The sequence below is a fragment of the Caldibacillus debilis DSM 16016 genome, from assembly GCF_000383875.1.
GTDB lineage: Bacteria > Bacillota > Bacilli > Bacillales > Caldibacillaceae > Caldibacillus > Caldibacillus debilis.
Genome location: NZ_KB912888.1, coordinates 19,828 through 40,949 on the forward strand (window position 1 = coordinate 19,828; position 21,122 = coordinate 40,949).

Annotated in this window: 25 protein-coding genes, 1 tRNA gene and 1 pseudogene; 19 read left to right on the plus strand and 8 right to left on the minus strand. The window is 52.3% G+C overall.

Translation table 11 applies throughout. The features are described 5' to 3' along the window. Positions 1 to 6 precede the first annotated feature (6 nt). Entirely contained in the window at positions 7 to 594 is a 588-nt protein-coding gene (locus A3EQ_RS0108910; RefSeq protein ID WP_020154828.1) for a CYTH domain-containing protein, read from the minus strand. 387 nt (positions 595 to 981) lie between these two features. On the opposite strand from A3EQ_RS0108910, the gene A3EQ_RS0108915 reads away from it, so the two are divergent. The 5 genes from A3EQ_RS0108915 to A3EQ_RS0108940 all read left to right on the plus strand — a co-directional run bounded on the left by A3EQ_RS0108915 (position 982) and on the right by A3EQ_RS0108940 (position 5,060). Further along, the gene (locus tag A3EQ_RS0108915; protein WP_020154829.1) at positions 982 to 1,608 is read left to right on the plus strand and encodes a GTP pyrophosphokinase; all 627 of its coding nucleotides are present in this window, start codon (positions 982 to 984) and stop codon (positions 1,606 to 1,608) included. Between the two features lie 23 nt (positions 1,609 to 1,631). Beyond that, on the plus strand, positions 1,632 to 2,429 hold the full coding sequence (locus tag A3EQ_RS0108920) for an NAD kinase (protein WP_020154830.1): 798 nt from the start codon (positions 1,632 to 1,634) through the stop codon (positions 2,427 to 2,429). A 78-nt stretch (positions 2,430 to 2,507) separates the two neighbouring features. Beyond that, on the plus strand, positions 2,508 to 3,395 hold the full coding sequence (locus A3EQ_RS0108925) for an RluA family pseudouridine synthase (protein WP_020154831.1): 888 nt from the start codon (positions 2,508 to 2,510) through the stop codon (positions 3,393 to 3,395). Between the two features lie 108 nt (positions 3,396 to 3,503). Further along, positions 3,504 to 4,280: an enoyl-ACP reductase FabI gene (fabI, locus tag A3EQ_RS0108930; RefSeq protein ID WP_020154832.1), complete on the plus strand. Its 777-nt coding sequence runs from the start codon at positions 3,504 to 3,506 to the stop codon at positions 4,278 to 4,280. A gap of 369 nt (positions 4,281 to 4,649) precedes the next feature. Continuing rightward, positions 4,650 to 5,060: a hypothetical protein gene (locus A3EQ_RS0108940; protein ID WP_020154834.1), complete on the plus strand. Its 411-nt coding sequence runs from the start codon at positions 4,650 to 4,652 to the stop codon at positions 5,058 to 5,060. A gap of 177 nt (positions 5,061 to 5,237) precedes the next feature. On the opposite strand, the gene A3EQ_RS0108945 is transcribed toward A3EQ_RS0108940, so the two are convergent. Next, the gene (locus A3EQ_RS0108945) at positions 5,238 to 5,711 is read right to left on the minus strand and encodes a CotY/CotZ family spore coat protein (protein WP_020154835.1); all 474 of its coding nucleotides are present in this window, start codon (positions 5,709 to 5,711) and stop codon (positions 5,238 to 5,240) included. 165 nt (positions 5,712 to 5,876) lie between these two features. Here A3EQ_RS0108945 and A3EQ_RS0108950 point away from each other — a divergent pair, with 165 nt between their 5' ends. From A3EQ_RS0108950 to spoVAE, 5 genes are all read left to right on the plus strand, one after another. Beyond that, entirely contained in the window at positions 5,877 to 6,236 is a 360-nt protein-coding gene (locus A3EQ_RS0108950; protein ID WP_020154836.1) for a DUF1360 domain-containing protein, read from the plus strand. Positions 6,237 to 6,741: 505 nt separating this feature from the next. Beyond that, positions 6,742 to 7,200, plus strand: a complete 459-nt coding sequence (locus A3EQ_RS20830) for a hypothetical protein (RefSeq protein WP_020154839.1) — start codon at positions 6,742 to 6,744, stop codon at positions 7,198 to 7,200. Between the two features lie 13 nt (positions 7,201 to 7,213). Continuing rightward, entirely contained in the window at positions 7,214 to 7,681 is a 468-nt protein-coding gene (gene spoVAC / locus A3EQ_RS0108970; RefSeq protein WP_020154840.1) for a stage V sporulation protein AC, read from the plus strand. A 3-nt stretch (positions 7,682 to 7,684) separates the two neighbouring features. After that, positions 7,685 to 8,716, plus strand: coding sequence for a stage V sporulation protein AD (gene spoVAD, locus A3EQ_RS0108975; protein ID WP_020154841.1), 1,032 nt, complete (start codon positions 7,685 to 7,687; stop codon positions 8,714 to 8,716). 641 nt (positions 8,717 to 9,357) lie between these two features. After that, positions 9,358 to 9,714 carry a stage V sporulation protein AE gene (gene spoVAE, locus A3EQ_RS0108995; protein WP_026499861.1) on the plus strand — a complete coding sequence of 119 codons (357 nt, stop codon included), beginning with the start codon at positions 9,358 to 9,360 and terminating at the stop codon, positions 9,712 to 9,714. Positions 9,715 to 9,926: 212 nt separating this feature from the next. Here the strand turns inward: spoVAE and A3EQ_RS23205 are convergent. Continuing rightward, a pseudogene (locus tag A3EQ_RS23205) lies at positions 9,927 to 9,995 on the minus strand (YjcZ family sporulation protein); the annotation flags it as partial. A gap of 378 nt (positions 9,996 to 10,373) precedes the next feature. On the opposite strand from A3EQ_RS23205, the gene A3EQ_RS0109010 reads away from it, so the two are divergent. Together A3EQ_RS0109010 and A3EQ_RS0109020 are read left to right on the plus strand one after the other, a co-directional pair. Further along, complete coding sequence (locus A3EQ_RS0109010; RefSeq protein ID WP_020154847.1) at positions 10,374 to 10,631, plus strand: stage VI sporulation protein F; 258 nt, start codon at positions 10,374 to 10,376, stop codon at positions 10,629 to 10,631. Positions 10,632 to 10,813: 182 nt separating this feature from the next. Then, positions 10,814 to 11,017 (plus strand): hypothetical protein, encoded by a 204-nt coding sequence (locus A3EQ_RS0109020; RefSeq protein WP_020154849.1) that lies wholly within the window; start codon positions 10,814 to 10,816, stop codon positions 11,015 to 11,017. A gap of 42 nt (positions 11,018 to 11,059) precedes the next feature. Here A3EQ_RS0109020 and A3EQ_RS0109025 read toward each other — a convergent pair whose 3' ends face one another. The 5 genes from A3EQ_RS0109025 to A3EQ_RS0109055 all read right to left on the minus strand — a co-directional run bounded on the left by A3EQ_RS0109025 (position 11,060) and on the right by A3EQ_RS0109055 (position 14,807). Beyond that, a complete protein-coding gene (locus A3EQ_RS0109025) occupies positions 11,060 to 11,779 on the minus strand; it encodes a YetF domain-containing protein (RefSeq protein WP_020154850.1) in 720 nt (239 codons plus the stop codon). Between the two features lie 920 nt (positions 11,780 to 12,699). Continuing rightward, entirely contained in the window at positions 12,700 to 13,128 is a 429-nt protein-coding gene (locus tag A3EQ_RS0109040) for a GNAT family N-acetyltransferase (RefSeq protein WP_020154853.1), read from the minus strand. Positions 13,129 to 13,134: 6 nt separating this feature from the next. Continuing rightward, complete coding sequence (locus A3EQ_RS0109045; RefSeq protein ID WP_020154854.1) at positions 13,135 to 13,647, minus strand: YjcG family protein; 513 nt, start codon at positions 13,645 to 13,647, stop codon at positions 13,135 to 13,137. 134 nt (positions 13,648 to 13,781) lie between these two features. Further along, positions 13,782 to 14,507: an alpha/beta hydrolase gene (locus tag A3EQ_RS0109050; RefSeq protein ID WP_020154855.1), complete on the minus strand. Its 726-nt coding sequence runs from the start codon at positions 14,505 to 14,507 to the stop codon at positions 13,782 to 13,784. A gap of 66 nt (positions 14,508 to 14,573) precedes the next feature. Beyond that, positions 14,574 to 14,807 carry a hypothetical protein gene (locus A3EQ_RS0109055; protein ID WP_154652841.1) on the minus strand — a complete coding sequence of 78 codons (234 nt, stop codon included), beginning with the start codon at positions 14,805 to 14,807 and terminating at the stop codon, positions 14,574 to 14,576. 479 nt (positions 14,808 to 15,286) lie between these two features. On the opposite strand from A3EQ_RS0109055, the gene A3EQ_RS0109065 reads away from it, so the two are divergent. From A3EQ_RS0109065 to A3EQ_RS0109100, 7 genes are all read left to right on the plus strand, one after another. Beyond that, positions 15,287 to 17,002 (plus strand): ABC transporter ATP-binding protein, encoded by a 1,716-nt coding sequence (locus A3EQ_RS0109065; protein ID WP_020154858.1) that lies wholly within the window; start codon positions 15,287 to 15,289, stop codon positions 17,000 to 17,002. 666 nt (positions 17,003 to 17,668) lie between these two features. Further along, positions 17,669 to 17,741, plus strand: a tRNA-Val gene (locus tag A3EQ_RS0109075). Positions 17,742 to 17,997: 256 nt separating this feature from the next. Beyond that, a complete protein-coding gene (locus A3EQ_RS20845; protein ID WP_020154860.1) occupies positions 17,998 to 18,468 on the plus strand; it encodes a DnaA N-terminal domain-containing protein in 471 nt (156 codons plus the stop codon). A 76-nt stretch (positions 18,469 to 18,544) separates the two neighbouring features. After that, positions 18,545 to 18,823, plus strand: a complete 279-nt coding sequence (locus tag A3EQ_RS0109085; RefSeq protein ID WP_020154861.1) for a hypothetical protein — start codon at positions 18,545 to 18,547, stop codon at positions 18,821 to 18,823. 144 nt (positions 18,824 to 18,967) lie between these two features. Continuing rightward, on the plus strand, positions 18,968 to 19,558 hold the full coding sequence (locus A3EQ_RS0109090) for a Maf family protein (RefSeq protein ID WP_020154862.1): 591 nt from the start codon (positions 18,968 to 18,970) through the stop codon (positions 19,556 to 19,558). Between the two features lie 225 nt (positions 19,559 to 19,783). Further along, positions 19,784 to 20,302 (plus strand): type 1 glutamine amidotransferase domain-containing protein, encoded by a 519-nt coding sequence (locus tag A3EQ_RS0109095; RefSeq protein ID WP_020154864.1) that lies wholly within the window; start codon positions 19,784 to 19,786, stop codon positions 20,300 to 20,302. A gap of 274 nt (positions 20,303 to 20,576) precedes the next feature. Continuing rightward, positions 20,577 to 21,041, plus strand: coding sequence for a GNAT family N-acetyltransferase (locus tag A3EQ_RS0109100; RefSeq protein WP_020154865.1), 465 nt, complete (start codon positions 20,577 to 20,579; stop codon positions 21,039 to 21,041). Positions 21,042 to 21,122: the final 81 nt, after the last annotated feature.

The window sequence follows — 21,122 nt, forward strand, 5'->3', positions numbered from 1 at the left end:
CCTTCTTTACGATTCTTCGTTCCTTTTGATCCATTCCTTATAGAAACGCATGATTTTATTCTCCGTCTTTCTCCGGGGGATCCGGCACCGTTCCAGCAGTTGTTGGAAATCCCGTTCGCCGGAAACCGGATCGCCGGTTTCATATTCCAGTTCAAAATCTTCTTTATTCAAATATACACTATGATCAAGGACAAGCAACCCATTATTGTAATTTTTTTCAGCCCGCCACGTCTTCAATTTTCCGAAGGGGCGGAGCCGGGCCGGCTCGATCCCCAATTCCTTTAACCGGCCGGCGAGCTGCCCGTCCGGAAAACGGCCTTGGCCGGCGATTTGCGCGGCCGCGTCGGGAGTGAGCTTTTCCGTCGTCTCCAAAAGCCCTCCGGCGGCAGGCTCCTTCAACGTCCATTCCCACTTTCCTTCCTTGCCGCGGATCCTGAGGGCGCATCCCATTTTTTTCAACGCGAAGTCTTCCGTATCGAAATACGTGTTTTCCTGGAGTTTGAAATCCGCGGGCTGAAAGGAAAAAAGCCCTTTGATCCGTTCGAATTCCTCTTTTGTCAGCAGATTTTTGAATTCGATTTCCAGCTGCTGCATTGTTCCACCTGCCAGTCCGTGGCGAACAGCGCCACCCAATCTTATTATCGGCAAAAATCTTTGCCGGTGAAGGGGAAAGTCCCCCGTCCGCCTGGAATTTTCGATGAAGTCCAGGAATTTGTGTAATAGAGGCGGGCGCAAAGCCGTTCCATTTCCGGAAGGCGATGTTCCCTTGACTGGGAGCAGGATTTTACACAAACGGGAGGACTTGATCGAATTTTCTTCACGCGCAGGCCTTCACCGGCCGGTTCCCCGTCATGCTATGATGATAGCAAAAACAGGGAAAAAAGAACAGATTCCCGGCCGGGATGGTTGCAGAAACGGCGGCTATCATGGAAAATAGGGTTGGAAAAGGGAAAAACCCACCCCCGGGAGAGGAGTGGAAAAATGGAAAACTGGGATCATTTTTTGGAACCGTACAGGCAAGCGGTGGAAGAATTAAAGGTGAAATTGAAGGGGATCCGCAACCAATTCGAGCTGGAAGAAACCCATTCTCCCATCGAATTTGTCACCGGAAGGGTAAAACCGATCCCGAGCATTTTGGATAAGGCGAAGAAAAAAAATATACCCCTCGACCGGATCGAGGATTTGATGCAGGATATTGCCGGATTGAGGATCGTCTGCCAGTTTGTCGACGATATTTATACGATCGTCTCCTTATTGAGGCAACGAAAAGACTTTGAAATCGTGGAAGAAAAGGATTACATCAGGCGGAAAAAGGAGAGCGGCTACCGTTCCTACCACCTGATCATCCGGTATCCCGTGCAGACGATCCACGGGGAGAAAAATATTTTGGCGGAGATCCAAATCCGGACGCTGGCGATGAATTTTTGGGCAACCGTCGAGCACACCCTGAACTATAAATACAACGGCCATTTCCCGGAGGAAATCCAATTCCGCTTGAGGCGGGCGGCGGAGGCGGCGTTTTTGCTGGACGAGGAGATGTCCCTCATCCGGGAGGAAATCCGGGAAGCCCAAAAATTTTTTACGGAGAAAAAGGAAAGGGACCAATGAGAACCGACAAGGGAGGATGAACCGTGAAATTTGCCATCGTATCGAAAGGCGACCCACAATCGAACGAATACGTGCAAAAAATCAGAAGCTATCTGGAAGATTTTCGTTTCCGCTATGATGAAGACCAGCCGGAAATCGTCATCTCGGTGGGCGGCGACGGCACCTTCCTCTACGCCTTTCACAAGTATAAAGGGCGTTTGGAACATACCGCATTCGTGGGGGTACATACCGGCCATCTCGGTTTTTACGCCGACTGGGTGCCGGAAGAAATCGAAAAGCTGGTGATCGCCATCGCCAAATCCTCCTTCCGGATCGTCGAATATCCGCTGTTGGATGTGCTCGTCCGGTATAATCAGCCGGCGAAACGGGACTCCCAATATTTGGCTTTGAACGAATCGACGGTCAAGAGCGTGGAAGGGACTTTTGTCATTGATGTGGAAATCAAGGGGGAATTGTTTGAACGGTTCCGCGGCGACGGCTTATGCGTGTCGACGCCTTCGGGAAGCACCGCCTACAACAAGGCGCTGGGAGGGGCCATCATCCATCCGTCCCTGGAAGCGATCCAAATCGCCGAGATGGCGTCCATCAACAACCGGGTGTTCCGTACCATCGGATCCCCGCTCATCCTCCCGTCCCATCACACCTGCGTCCTGAAACCGGTCACCCAGCCGGATTTCCTTGTGACGGTCGACCATTTGTCCTTTTTGGAAAAGGATGTAAAATGGATCCAATTCCGTGTCTCCGAGAAAAAGATCCGCTTTGCCCGCTACAAGCCCTTTCCTTTTTGGAGCAGGGTCCGGGCTTCCTTTATCGGGGACTGACGGGCGGATGCGGCCGGCCAAGGAGCGCCGGATGCCGCAGGAAACATCTTGCGTTTGCGTAAAAAGGGGAAGGATACCGTGCCGAATTTGAGCTTGAAATGGGAAATCCTGCCGGAGGACGAGGGAAAAACGGTAAAAAAATTTTTGCGGGAGAAAAAAATATCCAGGGCGGCTTTAAATGCCGTCAAATACCGCGGCGGAAGCATCCTCGTGAACGGGGAAAAGGTGAACGTCAGGAAAGTGTTGAAGGCGGGCGACCTTTTGCAGGTTTTGTTTCCGGATGAGGAGGCGAGCGAAAAGCTTCGTCCCCAAGACATCCCGCTCAACATCCTGTATGAGGACGAGTATTTGCTGGTCATCGACAAGCCCGCCCCGATGGACACGATTCCACCCAGAAACAGGAGAGACGGAAGCCTGGCGAACGCCCTCCTGGGTTACTATGAAAAGATCGGGTTGAAAACGGCTCCCCATATTGTGACCCGGCTGGACCGGAATACGAGCGGGCTCGTTCTCGTGGCCAAATATCAACATATCCATTCCCTTTTGGCCCGGGCCCAGCGGTCGGGCGAGATCTCCCGCCGGTACATCGCCTTTTGCGAGGGGGTTTTTTCCGATCCGGAAGGGGTGATCGAGGCACCGATCGGCCGCAAGCCGGGAAGCATCATCGAAAGGACGGTTTCGGAAAACGGCCGGTATGCGCGGACGGAATACGAGGTTTTAAAGCAATACGACACGTACGCGAAAATCCTGGTCCGTCCGAAAACGGGAAGAACCCACCAGATCCGCGTCCATTTTTCCCATATCGGGCATCCTTTGCTCGGCGATTCCCTGTACGGGGGAAACACGGCAAGGATCAGCCGCCAGGCCTTGCATTGCCGGGAGATTTCCTTTTACCATCCGATCCGGGAAGAGCCCGTGACCTTCGTGAGCGAACTTCCCGAGGATATGCAAAAACTGGAGCAATAAAAAGGATGGCATTTCCCTCGCCCGCCGTCCGGGAGAACCTTTTCCCCGGGCGGAAGATTGTGTAAAATTAGTAGCAGATAATAATAGGTTCTAATAGGAGGAAGAAATATGATTTCTTTAAAAGGGAAAACCTTCGTCGTCACGGGTGTGGCCAATAAAAGGAGTCTGGCTTGGGGAATCGCCCGTTCGCTGCATCAGGCGGGCGCCCGTTTAATTTTTACCTACGGAAGGGAACGGACGGAAAAAAACATCAGGGAACTGGCGGCTACCCTCGGCGCCGACGATGCCCTCATCTTCCCTTGTGATGTGTCGGAGGATGAAAATATCACCGCTTGCTTCCAACAAATCAAAGAGGCGGTCGGCATCATTCACGGGGTCGTCCATTCCATCGCCTTCGCCAACCGGGAAGATCTGGAAGGGGAATATGTCACCACTTCCAAGGAAGGATTTTTATTGGCCCATCACATCAGTTCCTATTCTTTAACGGCCATCGCCCGGGCGGCGAAAGACCTCATGCCCGAAGGGGGAAGCATCGTGACCTTGAGTTATTTGGGCGGGGAGAGGGTCGTCCGGAATTACAACGTCATGGGCGTGGCCAAGGCGTCCCTGGAGGCGAGCGTCAAATATTTGGCGAACGACCTGGGGAAATACGGCATCCGGGTCAATACGATCTCCGCGGGCCCGGTCCGAACCTTGTCCGCCAAAGGGATACGCGGATTCGATGAAGTGTTGCGGGAAATTGAGGAAAAGGCGCCCCTGCGGAGGACGACGACTCCGGAAGAAGTGGGAGATGCGGCCCTGTTTTTGCTGAGCGATCTGTCCAGGGGGATCACGGGGGAAACGATCCATGTGGACTCCGGATTCCACATTATCTCGATCGTATGACCTCCGGATTCCCGGTGCAAAAATGGACGAACATCGGGAGGCCTTCCGGTGGCGTGAACGGAAGGTCCGAAACCGGCTCCCGGTTTTGCGCCGCCCGAAAGGGAATTTCCTTTCGGGCGGTTTTTTCGTTTGCCCGGCGGGGCTGTACCGGCGAAAGTGCAGGCGGATGCCGAGGCATGGACATGGGTGTAACGGGCCGGGGGGAGGGGCCCGGGCGCCCTACCGGCCTGCCGTGAAGATTTTTTGCCGGCGATCCGGAACCTTCCGGTTTTTCCGTCAGCCCCTTTCCGGGGAAGATTCCCTGATAGGCGGATGAACAGGATAAAAAATCCTGCATACAATGTTTTTAGAAAAGGAGGAAGGGTGAAGATGGGAGAAAAAACGAAAAAGACTTTGCCCGAACCTTACCTGTTCATCGACCGGCCGGAATTTTCCCGGACCCTTTTGCCCCTGCAACGCACGTTCCGAACACCCCTCGAAGAGGAGGAAGAGGCCTTCGCCGGCGCCAGCCCCTTCGCTGAGGACGGACGGGAAAGGGAAGGGGGAAGGGCGGATTCGGCGGAAGGGACGGATGAGGAAAAGCAAAAAGAGATCGCAAGAAAAATCCGCAGCCTCCTTTACCCGCCGGTATTGCCCCGTCCCTTTTGTACGGTGCTGATCGACGGGAAGAGGGTCCGCTGCCAGATTCTCAACAAACAAGTGGATCGGGTCCGTTTGAAAATTGAAAACGAACTTTTGGAAGTGCCGATTAAAGAGATCCAAGATCTGTTTTTGGATTAGCGGTACCGGGCGGCTGATCCCCCGCCGGAAGGGACGGGAAGGAAAGGAAGGGGGCGCTGGGGACCCGGCCCGGCCGGGGAATTTTTCGGCCCCTTTCCCGGCCCTGAAGGATTTAACGCCTTGAGTAAAAGGAGAAAGCTATTGACGTATAGTCAATAGCTTTTTTGAAAATTTTTCCTAGAGGTTGATCGGGGGCAGGCAGGTTACGGCGCTGAAATTATTGAGATCAGCGGTTATGCAGACATTGGTATTTTCGAAAGGCTTCGGATCCTTATCCAGATCTTCCAGCAAATCTTCCGCATCCTTTTTCGGATCTTCGAATTGCAGCAACTCCAAAATCGCGCAACAAGTCTTCGGATCCACATCGACGACCCTGAATACGACAGAAACCCCGACATTCACCTTCTCATGCAATCCGCTTCTTTTCACGCCGACACCGACAAAGGGGCTGCAAGTGCCTTTGCAGAATAAAATGACGGGGATCGTATTGAAAGGACTCGATTTCGTTCCGTGGACCAGCTCCTGAATGGCCCGGTTGCAGCTGGTGTCACATCCGCTGTCTTCCACTTCGTTTTGCGCTTCGACAATATCGAGCAGCACATTGCATACACAATTCCGGTCATGGTCATGACGTTCCGGTTCGTGTCCCATAAAAACCCTCCTTTTTTAATACATGTATCCGAAGTCAATATAGGATATGATCCGGCATGGAGCGGGGAATCCGTGAAATGCCTATTTTTTTGCGCTTTTTTCCGGCGAAAAAACGGCCCGGTGAACATATACATGAAATAAAACGGTTCCGGGGAGGATGCGGAAATGATCGCGGAAAACGGCTGGGTGCTTGCCCTCATCGGATTGGCCGCCTTTCGGGTGACCAGGCTGCTCGTCTACGACAAAATTTTTGAATTTTTGCGGGCCCCTTTTTTCGACGAAGTCACCGAAATCGGGGAGGACGGCAAAGAGGAAACGTATCTTGTGCCGAAAAAGGCGGGCTGGAAACATGTTTTCGGGGAATTGCTGAATTGTTACTGGTGCACAGGGGTCTGGGCGAGCCTGTTTTTAACCCTGCTTTATCTTTTTTGGCCGTTCTGGGGCGAATTGATCGTATTGGTGTTTGCCGTGAGCGCGGTCGCGGCAATCATAGAGACCGTTGTTCAAACTTTCCTGGGCGATTGAAGAAGCGTATTCCGACGGTTCTTCATATGATAATAAAAAATGGAGGTTTTCCATATGAAAAGCAAGGAATTGCCCGCCGTAAAAACAAAGCCGCTTTCCATGAAAAAACGGAAGAAGGGATGCGGCTGCGGCCGGAGAAAATCCAAATCCGACCGGCAGGAATAAGGGAATTTGAGGGGACGCCGGACAAGAAAGCCGGACGAAGGAAAGGCAGTCCTCCGAAATCAAATGTTCCAGGCTCCGCAGGGGAAGGAAAAAGGGACACGTCGCCTTTCCAAAGAAGGCAACGCCCCTTTCGTCTTCCGCTGTCCCCCTTCCAAACCGCTTTCCCCGGATGCCGTTTTTCCGGGGGAAGCCGGAAGCTGGGGAAAGAGATAAGCTGAAAGGAAATCCTTTCGGCTTATTTTTTTGTGTTTTCGAAAATATCCTCGTTCCGTCCTGATAAAAAATCCCTTTTTTGCAGAAAATAATCGGGGAAACAAATTTTGAACGGGAAGGGACACCGATGAAAGGAAAAAGATGCGCCATTTTATTTCTCGCCTTCTTCACCGCTTTGAGCGGCTGCAGCCAGGGCGAAGGGAAGGCGGTCGCGGGAAATATGAATGAGGCGGCCGCGGTTTCGCACGATGACGGAGAGGAACGGGAAAAGGCGGAACAAATGAAGGAAGCGGCCTTGTCCATGAAGGAAATGAAAAACGTCTGCCTGGTCAAAGGGAAAAAACAGACCGTTTTGGCCTTCCAAGTTTACCATCGCCACCGGTTTCGGATGGAAAAAATACAGAAGGACCTGTCGGAAGAAATGAAAAAAAGGTTTCCGGACGAAAAAATCACCGTTTCCTACGATTTTAAAATCTTTCTGGAAACCAGCCGGCTGATCCATAAAATCCGCTCCGGAACAATCAGCGGGGAAAAAGCGGAAAAGGAAATCGGCCGGATCGTCCGTTTGAACAACGAAAAAACGTAAAGGAGGAAGGATGATGGCGAATCCGAAAAAAACGCCGGAACAAAAGGAATATGAAAAACTGGAAAAAAAGCATGAAGTGAAGCGGCCGATATGGCGCAACTGCCTCACCGCCTTCTGGGTCGGCGGGCTGTTCTGCGTTGTGGGGCAAGCCATTACATATTTTTACATTTATTTTTTCAACTTCACCGAAAAAACGGCGAGCAATCCGACGGTCGCGACGATGATCTTCCTATCGATGGTTTTGACCGGTTTCGGGATTTATGATCATATCGGCCAGTTCGCCGGCGCGGGAAGCGCCGTCCCGGTAACGGGATTCGGAAACGCGGTCATCTCCGCGGCGATTGAACATCGGACGGAAGGCTTCGTGCTCGGCGTCGGGAGCAACATGTTCAAGCTTGCCGGATCCGTCATCCTGTTCGGGGTGTTTTCCGCCTTCGTCGTCTCCCTAGTCAAAACGATCCTTTCGTATTGGGGGGGATAAGGATTGCGAAAAGGAAAGCAAACTTGGGAGTTTGAAAACGAGCCGGCCATCATTGCCACCGGGGTAACGGGCGGTCCCTTTGAAGCGCGGGGCAGGCTGGCGGAGGATTTCGACATCCTTCACGATGATTTGTGGATCAAGGAACAGTCCTACGAAAAGGCCCATCAGCGGCTGATCGAAGAAGCCGTCCAGGCCGCTTTGGAAAAGGCGGGGCTGCGGAAGGAAGATATCCACTTTTTTATCGCCGGCGATTTGATCAACCAATTGTCGCCGACGAACTTCGCCGCCCGGACCTACGGGATCCCCTATTTCGGGATATTTTCCGCCTGCGCGACGTCCATGGAAGGGCTCGCCCTTGCCGCGAACATCCTGAACCACGGGAATGCGGAATATATCGTAACCGGCGCCGCCAGCCATAACGGGGCGGTGGAACGGCAGTTCCGCTATCCGACGGAATACGGCGGCCAGAAGCCGCCCACCGCCCAATGGACGGTAACCGGCGCCGGCTTTGCCGTTCTTTCTTCAAAAAGGGCGAACTATCCGAATGAGCCGGTCGTTTCCCGGGCAACGATCGGCAAGGTCATCGACATGGGCATGAACGATCCTTTCAACATGGGCGGGGCGATGGCGCCCGCCGCCGTGGAAACGATTTTTGCCCATTTCCAAGACACCGGATTGGATCCCGCATATTATGATCTCATTGTTACCGGGGACCTTGGGAAGATCGGCAGGAGCACGGCGCTGGAGCTGCTGGAGAAGAAAGGGATCAAATTGACGGAAAAGCAATTCCAGGACTGCGGATTGCTCATTTACCGGGAAGATCAGCCGGTGCAGGCGGGGGCGAGCGGGGCGGCTTCTTCGGCAACGGTCATCTACGGCCATTTGCTGAAGCTCATGAAAAAGGGCGCCATCCAAAGGATGTTGTGCGTGGCCACCGGCGCCCTGCTGTCCCCCCTTACCGTCCAGCAAAAGGAGACCATTCCGTGCATCGCCCATGCGGTCGCCATTGAAATAAAACCGGGACGGATGCACTGATCTGGGAAATTAAGGAAGGTTGGGCGGGAAAGGGGTCAGGAGGCCGGTTCGTTTTGCTGAAGGAACTGGCCGGCGTGGATCCTGGAAGGGGCTGCCGGGGTCCGGTACGGGCGAGGCGGCGAAAATACAAACGGAGGCAAAATTTCGTGAACAGGACCGCCCCACCACCTTTAGACTTGCGAAATGCGGCAAAACTTGCAGAAAAGCGGAATTTACGGGGTTCGGGAGCATGCTGTAAAAGAGCGGCAAAGATCACAAAGCCCGGACATTCGGAACGGCACGGGCTGGATCTGGAGAACCGCGGGAATCCGGCGAAAATGATGGGAAGGACGGGCTGAAGCCGGGAAGCGGCCCCGTTTTAAGGCCGGAGAGGGAAGGCCGGCGCTGCTCAAAGCCGGAGAAATCCGGACCGGCTCTTTTTCAGGCCGAAGAAGATCCGGGTCTTCTGGCCGGGGGAAAGTGAAGCCGGCCGCATCCCTTTCCGGCGCAAGATTTGGGAAAGAGCCGGCGGCCGGATCCAAAACGGGCGGCGGAAACGGGGCAAAATCCAAAAAACCGAAAGGAAAGGCAAGGACGGACGGCCGACTGCGGCGGACCTGGCGGATCGTTCAAAATCAAAGGAACGGAAGGGAGATGAAAAAATGCTGGCCATGTTTTTTTGGGCCTTTGTGGTAGGGGGAATCATTTGCGTCATCGGGCAGCTGCTGATGGATGTATGCCATTTGACGCCGGGGCATACGCTAAGCCTGCTCGTGGTGGCCGGCGCGATCCTGGACGGATTCGATCTGTACGAGCCCCTCATCGATTTTGCCGGAGCGGGGGCGACGGTGCCGATTACCAGTTTCGGAAATTCTTTGGTCCACGGCGCTTTGGAGGAAGTGAAAGCCCACGGCATTATCGGCGTATTGACCGGCATGTTCGAAGTGACCAGTTCGGGGATCTCTTCTGCGATCATCTTCGCCTTCATCGGGGCGTTAATCTTTAAATCCAAGGGATGAGGAAGACTGTGCCGCGCGCCGATATCGTCCGTAAGCTGCAACATCGTTTTGAGCCATTCGATGAGGAGGAGCGGGCTGCCCGGAATGTCCGCCCGGCTTCAATGTCCGTCATTCGAGCCAGGGGACGAGGGGCAATGGCTCCTCTTTCGCAAAAAAAAAAAAGGATGGGGAATCCCATCCTAATTTCGTTTCCTGCTGGTGGGTTATTTGTTTTAAATAAAGCTCGCACCAACGATAATCAACAAGATGAACAGCACGACAATCAACACAAAAGAGGAGCCATAGCCACCGCCGCCGTATCCATAACCGCCGTATGGGTTGCCATAACCCCAGCCGCAGCCACCGCCGCCGAAGCCCCAAGACATACCTGACTTCACCTCGCTTTTTGTAATGTCAATTTAGCATATGAATCCTTGCATAAAAATGTATAGGCGGCTTTCATTTCGGGAGGAAATTTCGGAGGAAGCGGCCTGTCCCTCTTGCTGCCGGACGGCGGGATTTTGCCTTGTCCGGGGGCGTGGGGCTTTTTCGCCGCCGGGAAAAGGCGGACCGGTTCCCGTTCATTCAACCATTTTTGCAAGGAGTCCGTTTTTGCCGAACCTTTTCCCCCGATCCGCATAAAATATGATAGCTTATGAAGGAAGGAGCGGGGGGAAGGGATGGATAATCTTTTCTTTAAAAATATCGAGAAGAAGACCGGCGTCAATATGAACGAAATCCTTCAGCTGGCATCATCCTTGCAAAATGCCAATTTCAAGGATGAAAAAACGGTCCGGGAAGTCGTCCGGCGGGTGTCGCAAATCGCGAACCGGCCGATCAAAAAGGAATTGGAGGACAAAATCGTAAAAACGATCGTCAACGACGGCCGGAAGCTGGATTTTAACACGATCTCGAAAATGATGAACGAAAAAAAATAGGTGCCCTTCAGGGCACCTGTATCATTTTTGTGGAAACATTCCGAAAAAAATGGCATGATAAAGATAGGAGATCTTCCATGCGCGTTCCATACGGAATGCAAAACGCTTGTTTCCGCATGCGGGATACATAAGCTTTGCGGCGGAGGAACGATTCGGCAAACCTTTGGAAAGGGGGAAGAAGGTTGGGGTATATCCCGCCGGTCGCCCATCATGCCACGGATCTTTACGTGTCGCGGAGTGTGAACGGGGAGGCCCGCTATAAAATTTCCCCGCTTCCGGCGGCAGCCCGCATCAAGAAAACGGCCTCCGAAGGACAAAACGGGTCTTTGCAAAAAAGCCTTTTCCGCCAAAACGGAAAAGGAAACGCCATTGATCGGTACATCTAAAGCGTTTGCGTCCCTCCTCCTGGCGGAAAGTTCCGTCGGTTTTCAGAAAGAGGAAAGGGACGCTTTTTTTTCGGCCCTTTTATTCCCCGCATAGGTCTGGACATGCAGCGGCGTATTTGCTTTCCATTCCGCATAAAGCACTTCTTTAACGTCATTTGCGCCTTGCATTTTCAATTGTTCCATGAGCTGTTCCTTCGACCAGCCGATCAGCCGCAAATTATCTTCCACGATTTCGCCGTCAGAAATGATGGAGACGGCTATTTCCGCCGGCGGGGAAGGGATGTTCAAATCCTTTTTCGTCACGTAGTCGTAATCCGGTTTCTTCACGACGCTGATCGTCCCGTCGGTTTCCAAAATGGCGAATGCGCATTCTTGGATGGAAAAGACATCTTTGGACCGCAGCAGGTGCTTCAGCTGATCGAGATCCATCCGGTTTTTTTTCAAGGCCTGATAGTCGATGTATCCGTTATGGATGATGATGGATGGTCCCCCTTCCAGCAGCGGGCGGGTTCTTCGGTATTTTTGCGTCAGCCATTCCGTGACATAGATCAACAGGCCCCAAACGAAGATCGAAAACAAGATTTTTCCCGCGGTGACGTTTCGATCATACATGGCGTTTCCCACAAATTCCCCCAATATTAGGGCGGAAATGAAGTCGAAGGCGGTGATTTGGGTGATTTGGGATTTTCCCAGGAATTTCGTCACCGCCAGCAGGGCGGAATACCCGATGATCAGCTCGAAGGCCATATGAAGATAATCCACGGAACAACACCTCGTTAATAGAAGGTCTCTCTATCTATCATCACCTTTTCCGGAAAAAATAAACGGGAGGAAAAAATTTTGCCGGGAGCTTTCCTGGGGGAAAATAGCGGGGACATTCCGGCCCGTTTCCAATCGCAAGCCGCGATTTCTTTCTGCTTTCGCTGATATGGGAGGTAAGGGTTTGGGCCGATTTCCGCGAGGGGAGGGGCGACGCTTTCCGTAAGACCTTTGTCTGTCCGAGAAAGGAGGGGAATAAATGACGAGCCATACAGTGCCGCATTCTGTAAAACCTGTGATACGGCGAGAAGCCGTTTACGGCGCAGGGGATGTCGGAAACTTCCATCGGCATCGGCCGGAACAGGAATGGGCCGGGGATGCTTGGGATCGGAACCGGGCGGGGGGTGCGGTCCATTGGCGGGGATCGGAATCATTCCCGGCTACTATGTAGAAGTCGGTTTGATCATCGGGTGCGGTCCATTGGGGGACCGGAACCGGGCAGATGGGGGCCATTGCGGGGAAAGGAGCCGGGCAGCGATTTGCCTTTTCCAGAAATTCTCCAGAAGCTCGGTATGGCGGCTCCGGAACAAGGAGGCCGGATTCCGGCCATCCGGAACGGCATGAGCCGGGAAACGGAGCGGAAGGAATATCTTTTTTGCCTTGCTTGAAGGCATTTTTCAAACTTTTGGCCGAACGGATCGGGCGGAACATCCTTTTGCTTTTGCCTTCCCTTGCGGGATCCTTTCCAACTTTCACCGGAGCGGATCGGAAGGATCCGCATTTCCCCTTCCGGCCGGACAGGTTTTTCGGCACCCGGCCTGCCCCGGACCTCCGGAAAGAGGAGGCCGTTCAACCTGCAGATTTTAATGGACATAGAAAAGGAAGCTGCCAAAAGGATCCTTCCTTTTGCCGGCTTCCTTCTCTCAAGTCAACTGTTTTTCCATCGTGCGATGGGGGATTCCCGCGTCCAGGAACTCCTCGGAAACGACCGTAAATCCAAGCTTTTCATAGAAGGGGATAGCGTGGGTCTGGGCGTTCAGTTTCACTTTTTTATACCCTTGTTTTTTGGTGTACTCGATGATCGTTTCCATGATTACCTTACCCGCCCCCATTTTTCGGGCTTCGGGCAAGACGCAAATCCGCTCGATTTTCCCGACGCCGTCCACTTCGCGAAAACGGCCGGCGCCGATCGGTTTTTGATCATCGGAGTAACAGAGAAAATGGGTGGAAGTATTTTCATATTCGTCGATTTCCAGCTCCGGAGGGACGTTTTGTTCCTCCACAAAGACGGTTTTGCGGATGTTCATCACCTGGTTCAGCTGTTCTTCATTCTCTGCGATGATTACCTTCAAATCTCTTCACTTCCCCAACAAAAAGGTTTCATATACGGTCCATATGCCGTCGTCCAGCTGGTACAGAAGGTGGAAACGGTCAACCGTTTCTTCAAATTCCACATCGATTAGCCGCAGCTGGCTGTAGACGTCGGCATGTTCCCCGTTGGAAAGCTCCTGCCCGATGGTAATATGGGGCACGAACTGGTTTTCCGAAGGGCTGCCGAAAAATGGGTCTTCGTTAATCTCATTGTACAGGTTCACGAGAACCGGCGTCGGTTCGATCTTGATGTAAATGACGTTATTTAAAGGGTGGAAAGAGCTGATCTTCGTCGTTCGCAAAGGAAACGGCCGGTATTTTTGGGCAATTTCCTCCAGCTTTTCCGAATATCTGGGCAAATCTTCTTCGTTGATGTCGAAAGGGCCTTTTAAGGTCAAATGGGGAGGAATCAAAGCGTATTTCGGATCATAGCGTTTGCGGTAAGAATTGGCGAAATCCTGAAGCTTTTTGGAAGGAAAAATCGCAATGCCCGCTTTCATGACAGACCTCCTTTTGGATTGGTTTTCGCGAAGAAGGGCAAAAAAGATCCGGAGTTAGGCGAAGTTTTTTCTATTATAACAGAAAAATTGATTTTTAAACTATTACCGTTACCTAACACTTTTATGGAATTTTTTCATTCCGCCGGGAAAAGGAAACTCAGCCCCCGCTTTAAATCCTTTTGCCAATATTTCCACGTGTGATTTCCCGCGAATTCTTCGTAAAAATATTCCGAGGGCCTTCCTTCGATCCATTCCTTCAGCATCCGGTTCGGCGTCAAAAAATCGGCGATTGCGCCGTCGGTCGTCTTCACGGCCGTTTCCTGCCGGCCGACGACATGGTAAATTCTCAAAAGCGGCCATTCGGAAAAGTTTTTCGTCCGTTCGATCACATCGCCGTTCACATAGGGGGAATGGAGCAACAAATTCCCGAAGGTGCGGGGATATTGCATGGCGGCCAGCAGGGAAACGGTGGCCGCCAGCGAATCGCCGGCCAAGGCCCTCGACGATCCGGCGGGCGATACAGGAAATTCCCGTTCAAGGGCAGGGAGAAGTTCATGGGCAAGAAAATACAGATAGGCTGCGTGTTTTTCGCCGGATGGATGATATTTGCCGCGCCGATCATGCACATCCCGGTAGGGGACGCCGGCAAAAATGGCGGGCTGCATCCGTTTTTCCCGGATCAGTTCATCCATCGTCTTGGCGATCCTGCCCAATTGAAAATAATCCCGGCCGTCTTGGGCGATGATCAGCGGATATTTTTTGAATTCGGAATAAAAAGGAGGAAGGTAGACGAACAAAGGGACCGTTTCCGCCAACGCGCCGGAACGGACCGTCAGATCGGTTACCGTACCGCGTTCCATGGGCCTCACCTGGAGAAAGTTTTATACAAAAATAATAACATAATCTTTCCGCATTTGGCTTTGAATTTATGCGATCAAGGTTGGGAATTTCCGTTTGTTTGCCTTTGCGGCGGGCAGGGCGGCAAAAATCCGGTCCATCCGGAAACGGCGAATGCCCCCTTTGGACAAATCGAAGGCAAGGACGGCACCGCCGTCCAATTTGCGCGGAAGGACGATCCTTTTCGTCCATTCGCCCTTTTCGGACAGATAGATGATTTCAACGGGAATTTGTTCCTTAAGGCAACGGTGAAACAGGTCCATCGGAATCCCTTCCTTTTCTTCCAGTATAATCGAACATATGTTCGATTGCAAATGGAAGACGCGGAAGCCTTTCTGCCTCCTTTCACCAGGGCAGCTTTCGATTGTGAAAAGGCTAGCGATCTCAGGAAATCGGGCAGCGCCATTCCCTGATTTTTTCATGAAACCCTTGCACTTCCAGTTACGTAAGGAGGTATGATCGAAGGGGAGGGGCGGGGAGGCGAGCCGCAAGGCCCTTTTAAGCCTGCTTGAGGAAGGGAGCCGACGGGCCGGCCGGTCACGCGAAACCGGCGGACAGCAAGTGAGCACCATCGATTGATCGGATCCGACGGAAGCTACCCGCTCACCCGCCGTTCCCCTTCGTTTCCGCTTGTCCGCGTTTCCCGTGGAAAGGAGGCCGGGAAATGGCCCCCCCAGCCCCTGAAAAAAGAATTTGCCGATAAGAAAGGAAGATCGCCTTGAACCACCAGCCAAGGAATCCGATGAAACTCGCCGATTTTTTTCAACTGTTGAAAATGGGAAATCCGTCCAAACCCCTCATCGCCGCGGCGCTCTTTCTCGGCCTTTTGGAAACGGGGGCGGGATTGGTCGTCCCGCTGTTGACGAAAAATCTGATCGATCAAATGTCCGACGGCGGCATCGATTGGACGATCATCGTCTTCCTTCTGTCCGCCTTTCTTTTCCAGACCGTTGCCGGCGGATTTTCCTTCTACGCCATGACGTACGTCGGGGAAAACATCGTGGCGCGATTGCGGGAAAACTTGTGGAGCCGCGTGTTGGACTTGCCGGTCTCCTACTTCGACAAACACGAGTCGGGAGAAACGATGAGCCGCATCATCCAGGACACCAATATGGTCAAAATGCTGGTGACGAACCATTTCGTTGCCTTTCTTTCGGGCATCGTCTCCATTGTCGGTTCGGTCATCATTTTGCTCATCATCGACTGGCAGATCACCCTCATCATGTTCCTTTCCGTCCCTTTGGCGCTTTTGGCCATCTTGCCGCTGGGAAAGATAATTTATAAAATCGCCATGCAAAGTCAGGATGAAATGGCGGCGTTCAGCGGACATCTCGGGCGCGTCCTCCATGAGATCCGCCTCGTCAAGGCATACAATGCCCAACCGGCTGAAGAGATGGAAGGAAAAGAGGAGATCCGCCGGCTGCTCCGCTTCGGTTTGAAGGAGGCGAAGATCCTAGCCGTCGTATCTCCTTTCATGACGATGCTGATCATGCTGGTGGTCGTCGTCATCATCGGCTACGGCGGTGCGCGGGTGGCCTCCGGCGCGATGTCTCCCGGATCCCTCGTCGCGATCATCATCTATCTCTTCCAAATTGTCATGCCGTTCAGCCAGTTCGCCTCCTTCTTTACCACTTTCCAAAAAACGATGGGGGCGACGGAGCGGATCGTGGAAATGTTGAAAATGAAAGGGGAAGTAGGCGGCGGGAAAAAAGAAATCGACTTTGGAAAGCCGCTTGCGTTCCACAACGTGTCTTTTGCCTATGAGGAGGGGAAAATGGCGTTGAAGGCGGTCGATTTTACCGCCGAACCCGGAAAAACCGTCGCTTTTGTCGGGCCGAGCGGGGGCGGGAAGACGACCATTTTTTCCTTGATCGAACGGTTTTACAAACCGACGGAAGGCATGATTACGATCGGCGGGGAAAACATCGAAGCCTTCGATCTTCACAGCTGGCGCGGCGCCATCGGCTACGTCTCCCAGGAGAGCCCGATCATCTCCGGCACGATACGGGAAAATATTTGTTACGGCATCGAAAAACCCGTCCCCGAGGAAAAAGTGAAGGAAGCGGCCCGGCTGGCCAATGCCAGCGAATTCATCGAGAAACTGCCGCAAGGGTATGACACGGAAGTGGGGGAAAGGGGCGTCAAACTTTCCGGGGGACAAAGGCAGAGAATCGCCATCGCGAGGGCCCTTTTGCGCGACCCGAAGCTGCTTTTGCTGGATGAAGCCACGTCCAACCTGGACAGCGAATCGGAAGGCCTCGTGCAGGAGGCGCTGAAAAACTTGATGAAGGGAAGGACGACCTTCATTATTGCCCATCGCCTTTCCACGGTCGTCGATGCGGATACGATCATCGTCATTGAAGACGGCAGGGTCACCGGCCAAGGGACCCACGAAGAGCTGCTGGCGGCCCATGCCTTGTATCAAAAATTGGTGAAGCAGCAGTTTAAGATGAAGTAATCGGGGAGGGCCGCTTTGGTCGGCGTTCGGCAAAGGGGGCCCCATGGCTTGCGTTGAGGGAATCGGGGGAGGTCCCGTCCGGCACTCGGCTTGTTCATGGGCGCGGCTCCCCGCCGTCTATCGGCTGCGCTTTAACGGTTCGTCAAAAAACGGTTTTGGTCCGGATCCGATGAGGGATCGGGCCAAAGCCATGCCGGATCCGGCCGAGCGGGAAGGGAGGTCGGAAACAGGAGATCCTTCCGTTTGCGGAATCGGGGGCCGTTTCAAGCCGGACTGCCCCGCCTGTCAAAGCGGCAATCGAGTTATTACACGTTCTTTAAAATGCCCCGAATGGGAGGAAACGCCTGTCTCACGGTTTTGAACCCGCGACAGGCCGCCGATCCGTCCTCTTGTCTTTCAGGAGAAGGCGCGGTCTTGGTCAAAGGAGGAGGGAGGCGCAGGTCCATCCTATTGGGTTTCATGATTTCCCCTCATCGTTAAAATCCCTGCCGCCAGGCTGAGGAGATGGGTGAAGAAAAAACCTGAATCGAATCGGTTGCCTAAAGGGGATTTCCGGCATACTGCCAACGAATCCCGATTCGGGAAACGTTTTAGCGGAAAAATTTTTTTGATCCCTGTTGACAAACAGGCCAAGATGCCTTATAGTACTAAATGTCCGGCAAAAATGATTCCGTAGCTCAGCTGGGAGAGCACCACCTTGACAGGGTGGGGGTCGCTGGTTCGAGCCCAGTCGGAATCATCGAACATCAAGGAAACCGCGTCAAATCAACGTTTGGCGCGGTTTTTTCATTTTATTGACTTGACGGCGAATATCGTTGACCGTGTTTCTGTATACGATACGGAAGCGGCATTGTATTCGATCCATGAAGTGCTTCAGAAAAGAGAACAGAGGAATTGATATCGAAATCATTCATACGGATTTGGATCCCGTCGCGGTCGACTTCAGTTGCCCATCGACCGAGAGAATTGGAAAAATTTTGGAGAGGAGTTTGGCTGTGGCTGAAACCGAATGGAAAGATATTTGGCAAGAGTTGGAATCGTTAAAGCGGGAAAACAAATATTTGCGGAATTTATTGGATGTGACCTTGGATAAGGTCGTCGAGATTGAACGGCGGATAAACCGGGTGGAAGAAAAAGTGAATCCGGGATTGGAACTTTATTATCGTGAAAATAAAGGGATCGGTTATGCGGGAAAATATAATTTTGAACAAATCGATGAATCCGCCCGCGAATTGATCAAAAGCTTGTTTTATGAAGCGGCCAAGAAAATTTCTTCGCCAAGTTTCGAAACATGGTTTACGGGCACCATTACGGATGCGCGGCTTACAGAGGATCTGCTGATTATTTACGCGAATAATGACTTTGGCCGGGATTGGCTGGAGACAAATTACAGCGATCTGATTCACGAAATTGTTGCTAAATTTTTGCAAAGGGAAGTTCAAATCCAATTCGTTAAGGACAGATAAATATTTTACCGCCCATCAGGAACCCCTGCGCCATGGCGATGGTGGACTTTATGCCGGAGCAAATGGAAAAGAAAATATGGAAATTCAAAGGATAAAACCAACCAAATGGTTGGCATTTTTTGTCCGCCCGGCATGGTGCAATCCGTCGGATCTGGGCATGACGAATCGTTGCCGTTGTAAGCCGGGGCTCCTGATCCCTTTTTTCTTTTTGACCGGGGGAAACTTTCTGATGACGAATCGTTGCCGTTGTGAGGCGGGATTGATTGAAGCAAATGGAGGTATAATGAAATTGCTAACGCCGCTGCGGGAAATTTTGCCGGACGAACCGGCCTCAAAAAAACTCGATTTCCTTTGAAAACGAAAGACGGTCTTTTGCAAGAAGCACGGCCGTTTATTTTTTTGAGACGACCGTCCCGCCCGTTCCTTGGGTAAAATAAAGGGGAAAACCCATTTGGCGGCAATGGCACCGCATCGAAACTGATAGGGAGGGAGAGCCCGCATGGATCGGGTGACGTTGATCTTGGCGTCCGCTTCTCCACGGCGAAAGGAATTGATCCGACAGCTCGGCCTGCCGGTCGAGTTTGCGGTCAACAACGCCGATGAATGCGTCCAGGGTAATCTTCCGCCGGAGCAAGTCGTCGAGCGGCTCGCGGAGAGGAAAGCCCGCGCGGCTTATGAAGCGATCGGGCCGAGGGAGAACGCCGTCGTGGTGGCCGGCGACACTGTCGTTGTCTACGGCGGGGAGATTCTCGGAAAACCGAAGGATGAGGACGACGCCTTTCGCATGCTCTGCCTGCTGCAAGGGAAAACCCATGCCGTTTACAGCGGCATCTCCTGCATCGCCTGCGCCGACGGCAAAGTTCTCACCGGCCACAGCCGGACGCTCGTGACGATGAAACCGTTGAGCGATGCGCAAATCCGCCGCTACATCCGGACCGGCGAGCCGATGGACAAGGCGGGCGCTTATGCCATTCAAGGCCTCGGCTCGGCCATCGTGGAGAAAATCGAAGGCGATTATTTCACGGTCGTCGGGCTGCCGCTCGCCATGCTTGCGGACATGTTGGCGCAGCTGGGTGTTCGCGTGCTTTAAAGCTTTGTCCGGATCGCGGGGCGGCCGCCCCGTGAACCACGGCCGGGCCGGACATCGGAGGGTTTTTCGGAAGTTGCCGCCGAAGTTTCTGCGGAAAACCCATGCGGCCGACTGCCGGGCATGGCGAAAGCAGATGTTTTGAAGTTTCCTGCCGCGCGTTTTACAATCTAATTAGACACCTGCCCTGGGCGGGTATCATCCGATCGTAAGGAGGAGTGAAGCCGTATGGCGAAAAAAATTGCCGTTGTTATGACGAATGAGTTCGAGGACTCCGAGTACGCGAAACCGGCCGAAGCCTTTAAACAAGCCGGGCACGAATTGACCGTCATCGAGAAAGAAAAAGGCAAGACCGTCACGGGCAAACACGGTGAAGTGAAGGTTACCGTCGATGCGTCGATCGATGAAGTGAAACCCGAGGATTTCGATGCGCTCTTTATCCCGGGAGGGTTCTCGCCGGACATCCTTCGCGCCGATGACCGTTTTGTCGATTTCGCCAAAGCGTTTATGGATGCGAAAAAACCGGTGTTTGCGATCTGCCATGGTCCGCAGCTCTTGATTACTGCAAAAACGCTGAAGGGCCGCAAAGTGACCGGCTACAAATCGATCCGCGTCGATCTGGAAAACGCCGGCGCGAATTTCGTCGATGAAGAAGTCGTCGTTTGCGGCAACCAACTCGTCACCAGCCGCACCCCGGATGACATCCCGGCGTTTACCCGCGAATCCTTGAAACTTCTGGCCAACTGAACAATCATTTGGGTTCGCTTGGAACTGTCCCAAAAGCGTTCGCACTGTGTGCGCTTTTGGGATATTTTTTTGGGCAAAAAATGAGACCGTACCTTTGGTAAAAAGCGAATAACCTTATAGGATCAATCAAGAATATGGGGAAGGCCGGCGCGATCGGAATGCAATAAAGTATTTGCGTACATCCGTATTCCATCCGACTTTTATAATGATGATTCCATTAAAACCTTAATATGGATATAATCAGGATAAATGAAATGGCAAGTGGGGAAAAAATATGAAAATTATCCGAACAACTGATTATGAGACGATTGCAAAACTGAATCAGTCCGTCCATGATTTGCATTATGAATTGTATCCCAAATATTTTAAGCAATATGACTATGAGGCAATGAAAGAATTTTTCAAAGGTATTATTCATGACGAACGTTTTATTTTTCTCCTTGTCGAGGATGACGGCGAAGCGATCGGATACGCTTGGATCGAGATCAGAAACGATCCGGAAACCCCTTTTAAAAAGGCCTATAAATCCGAATATGTCCATCAAATTAGCGTAACGGAAACCAAGAGAAAAAAAGGCTATGGCTCGAGATTAATGAAAGAGATTTATGAAATTGCGAAAAACAAAGGAATAGATTGGGTCGAATTGGATTATTGGATTGAAAATAAAATCGCCAACGATTTCTACAAAAAACTTGGATTTAAAAAATACAGGGAATTTGTCCAAATAGAAATCAAATGATTATTCGGTTCTCCCACGGAAAAACGGCATGTCTTCCGTAATCCGGAATAAATCTTTCACAAAATGATTGACAAGATGAAT

Excerpts from the sequence above, each read along its gene's own strand:
- fabI (WP_020154832.1), top strand. The coding sequence starts at position 3,504 with ATGATTTCTTTAAAAGGGAAAACCTTCGTCGTCACGGGTGTGGCCAAT.
- A3EQ_RS0109095 (WP_020154864.1), top strand. The coding sequence starts at position 19,784 with ATGGCGAAAAAAATTGCCGTTGTTATGACGAATGAGTTCGAGGACTCC.
- A3EQ_RS0109090 (WP_020154862.1), top strand. The coding sequence starts at position 18,968 with ATGGATCGGGTGACGTTGATCTTGGCGTCCGCTTCTCCACGGCGAAAG.
- spoVAC (WP_020154840.1), top strand. The coding sequence starts at position 7,214 with ATGGCGAATCCGAAAAAAACGCCGGAACAAAAGGAATATGAAAAACTG.
- A3EQ_RS0109010 (WP_020154847.1), top strand. The coding sequence starts at position 10,374 with ATGGATAATCTTTTCTTTAAAAATATCGAGAAGAAGACCGGCGTCAAT.
- A3EQ_RS0108910 (WP_020154828.1), bottom strand. The coding sequence starts at position 594 with ATGCAGCAGCTGGAAATCGAATTCAAAAATCTGCTGACAAAAGAGGAA.
- spoVAE (WP_026499861.1), top strand. The coding sequence starts at position 9,358 with ATGCTGGCCATGTTTTTTTGGGCCTTTGTGGTAGGGGGAATCATTTGC.
- A3EQ_RS0108950 (WP_020154836.1), top strand. The coding sequence starts at position 5,877 with ATGATCGCGGAAAACGGCTGGGTGCTTGCCCTCATCGGATTGGCCGCC.
- A3EQ_RS20830 (WP_020154839.1), top strand. The coding sequence starts at position 6,742 with ATGAAAGGAAAAAGATGCGCCATTTTATTTCTCGCCTTCTTCACCGCT.
- A3EQ_RS0108915 (WP_020154829.1), top strand. The coding sequence starts at position 982 with ATGGAAAACTGGGATCATTTTTTGGAACCGTACAGGCAAGCGGTGGAA.
- A3EQ_RS0109050 (WP_020154855.1), bottom strand. The coding sequence starts at position 14,507 with ATGGAACGCGGTACGGTAACCGATCTGACGGTCCGTTCCGGCGCGTTG.
- A3EQ_RS0109045 (WP_020154854.1), bottom strand. The coding sequence starts at position 13,647 with ATGAAAGCGGGCATTGCGATTTTTCCTTCCAAAAAGCTTCAGGATTTC.
- A3EQ_RS0108940 (WP_020154834.1), top strand. The coding sequence starts at position 4,650 with ATGGGAGAAAAAACGAAAAAGACTTTGCCCGAACCTTACCTGTTCATC.
- A3EQ_RS0109100 (WP_020154865.1), top strand. The coding sequence starts at position 20,577 with ATGAAAATTATCCGAACAACTGATTATGAGACGATTGCAAAACTGAAT.
- A3EQ_RS0109085 (WP_020154861.1), top strand. The coding sequence starts at position 18,545 with ATGGAAATTCAAAGGATAAAACCAACCAAATGGTTGGCATTTTTTGTC.
- A3EQ_RS0109065 (WP_020154858.1), top strand. The coding sequence starts at position 15,287 with ATGAAACTCGCCGATTTTTTTCAACTGTTGAAAATGGGAAATCCGTCC.
- A3EQ_RS0109055 (WP_154652841.1), bottom strand. The coding sequence starts at position 14,807 with ATGGACCTGTTTCACCGTTGCCTTAAGGAACAAATTCCCGTTGAAATC.
- A3EQ_RS0108945 (WP_020154835.1), bottom strand. The coding sequence starts at position 5,711 with ATGGGACACGAACCGGAACGTCATGACCATGACCGGAATTGTGTATGC.